A 1,513-nucleotide genomic window follows, 5' to 3' on the forward strand; every position below is an offset into this window, starting at 1 on the left:
CAGGTCATGCTCGCCCTCCAGAACAACGCCACCGCCACCCTCGACCTCCCCGGCCTCACCACCACCTCCCTGCCCACCGGCGCCCCCGCCGCCAAATTCGACCTCCAACTCGACATCAGCGAACACCACGACCCCACCGGAAACCCCGCCGGCCTCACCACCCGCATCACCTACGCCACCGACCTCTTCGACCAGAAGTCGATCGAACTCCTCGGCCGTCACTGGGTTCACCTCCTCGCCACCTTCGCCGCCGACCCCACCGCCCCGGTCCACTCCGTCGACCTGCTCACCCCCGACGACCGCCGTCACCTCCTGACCGCCTGGAACGACACCTCCACCGACGACCCCACCCAGCCGCTCACCGCCCTCTTCGCGGCGCAGGCGGCCCGCACCCCCGACGCCACCGCCCTCGTCCACGCCGACCGGCAACTCAGCTACGCCGACCTCGACGCCCGCAGCAACCGCCTCGCCCACCGCCTGATCGCCGCCGGCATCGGGCCGGAGAGCCGGGTGGTACTGCTCGGCGAGCGGTCCCTGGACCTGGTCGTCGCGATCCTGGGCGTGCTCAAGGCCGGCGGCAGCTACATCCCGCTCGACACCCGGTACCCAGCGGCGCGGATCCAGCAGATCCTCCGGGAGAGCTCGGCCCGGGTGGTGCTGTCCGACGGCCTTCTCGGCGGGGACATCGAACTTCCCGACGGTGCCGTCCTGTTGAGCACGGACCCGGGGGCGGTGGCGGCGTTCCCCGACACCGCGCCGGCCGTCCCGGTCCGCCCGGACCAGGTGGCCTACGCGATGTACACCTCCGGCTCGACCGGCATCCCGAAGGGCGTCATGGCGACGCACCGCAACGTCGCGGCCCTCGCCGCCGACCGGATGTTCCACCCGGCCGCGCACCGCCGGGTCCTCCTGCACTCGCCGCTCGCCTTCGACGGCTCCACCTACGAACTGTGGGTGCCGCTGCTGTCCGGCGGCACGGTGGTGCTCGCGCCCGTCGGCGAGACGGACCCGGCGGTGTTCCGGTCCGTACTCACCGAGCAGCGGGTGACCGGCGCGTTCTTCACCACCGCCCTGTTCAACCTGCTGGCCGAGGACGAGCCGGAGGCCTTGGCGGGCCTGGGCGAACTGCTGACCGGCGGCGAGGCGGCCTCACCGGCCGCGATGGCGGCGGTACTGGCGGCTTGCCCGGACACCGTGGTGTCGCACGTCTACGGGCCGACGGAGGCCACCACCTACGCCACCGGACACCGGCTCCCCGCCGCACCGCTGCCACGGGCGATCCCGCCGATCGGCCGCCCACTGGACAACACGCGGGTCTTCGTCCTGGACGCCGCGCTGCGTCCGGTGCCGCCGCGCGTGTCCGGTGAGCTGTACATCGCCGGCACCGGCCTGGCCCGGGGCTACCTCGGCCGCCCCGGCCTGACCGCCGAACGCTTCGTCGCCTGCCCCTTCGGCGCGCCCGGCGACCGCATGTACCGCACCGGCGACATCGTCCGCTGGACCACCGACGGAG

The 1,513-nt window shown here is 73.4% G+C and carries 1 protein-coding gene; it reads left to right on the forward strand.

Annotation, left to right across the window (positions count from 1 at the left end; all coding sequences use genetic code 11):
• Positions 1 to 1,513: amino acid adenylation domain-containing protein (locus ACFV04_RS43715; protein ID WP_380536652.1), on the forward strand; the 1,513-nt coding region annotated here is incomplete at both ends.

This window comes from Kitasatospora sp. NPDC059599 (genome assembly GCF_042735125.1).
GTDB lineage: Bacteria > Actinomycetota > Actinomycetes > Streptomycetales > Streptomycetaceae > Kitasatospora.